Below are 1,137 nucleotides of genomic sequence, written 5' to 3'. Positions count from 1 at the left end.
GGTTATAATAGACTTAATACAAAATTCTAATGTCAAATGCCCAAAAAAGCTTATTTAGCTGACCATCTGAGTAATGGTGAACTGAAAAAAAGATACAGAGCTTCTCAAGACCCCGTAGAAGCAAGAAGATGGCATTTATTATGGAAAATTTCTCTAGGCTGGACAATAAAAAATGCAGCGGTCGCTGTAGGAATAAACTATCAATATGCTTTTAAAATTATTAAAAAATATAATGAATTGGGAGAAAAAGGAGTCAAAAATCTTAAGAAAAAAAGTGTTAAGCATCCCAGAGGTAAAAAGCCATTATTAAACGAAAAACAGTTCCAAGAATTAACAGTTCAACTAAAAAAAAGACCACCAGATGGGGGAATATGGACTGGACCCAAAGTAGCTAGATGGATTGAAAATATAACCGGAATTGAAAAGGTTTGGAATCAAAGGGGGTGGGATTACTTAAAAAAGTCAAAATATTCTTGGCAGAAACCCAGACCGAAACATCGAAAAGGAGACCTGATTGAACAAAATAATTTTAAGGATAATTTTCCTTTAACAGTCCAACAATTACGATCAAAATTTCCCGATGCTCAGGTAGAGGTCTGGTTTTTTGATGAACACAGAGTCGGATTAAAGCCAATTATCAAAAAAATCTGGGCTCCTATAGGAGAAAGACCTACAGCAGTAGTGCAACATCGTTATGAGTGGTTATATGTTTATGGATTTGTTGAACCAAAAACGGGAAAAACTCTCTGCTATTTAATCCCAAGAGTCAATAATCAATGGTTAAGTTTAGTCTATCAAGCCTTCGCATTAGATGTGGGAGTTAATCAAGAAAAAGTTATTCTTTTAGTAGAAGATAATGCCGGATGGCATCGAAGTCAAAAGGTAAAAATACCAGAGGGAATAATTGTGAAATTTCTTCCTCCTTACTCTCCGGAACTACAACCAGCAGAGAGATTGTGGTCTTTGATAGATGAACCTCTGGTGAATGAATATTTTAAAACTATAGATGAAATTGAAGAACGTTTAGTAACTCGTTGTCAGCTACTCCAAAGCATGACCTCAGAGATTAAAAATTTAACTAATTATCATTGGTTAACTTATGACTAACTTTTATAAGCTTTTATAAACCGGATTTAG

The 1,137-nt window shown here is 34.4% G+C and carries 1 protein-coding gene; it reads left to right on the top strand.

The genetic code is table 11. The features are described 5' to 3' along the window. Positions 1-36: 36 nt before the first annotated feature. Complete coding sequence (locus F6K37_RS43705; protein ID WP_287257388.1) at positions 37-1,107, top strand: IS630 family transposase; 1,071 nt, start codon at positions 37-39, stop codon at positions 1,105-1,107. Positions 1,108-1,137 lie beyond the last annotated feature (30 nt).

Origin of the sequence: Moorena sp. SIO4E2 (assembly GCF_010671945.1) — a bacterium.
Lineage (GTDB): Bacteria > Cyanobacteriota > Cyanobacteriia > Cyanobacteriales > Coleofasciculaceae > Moorena > Moorena producens.
Note: the sequence above shows the minus strand (reverse complement) of the source record. Positions and strands in the feature narration are given on the sequence as shown.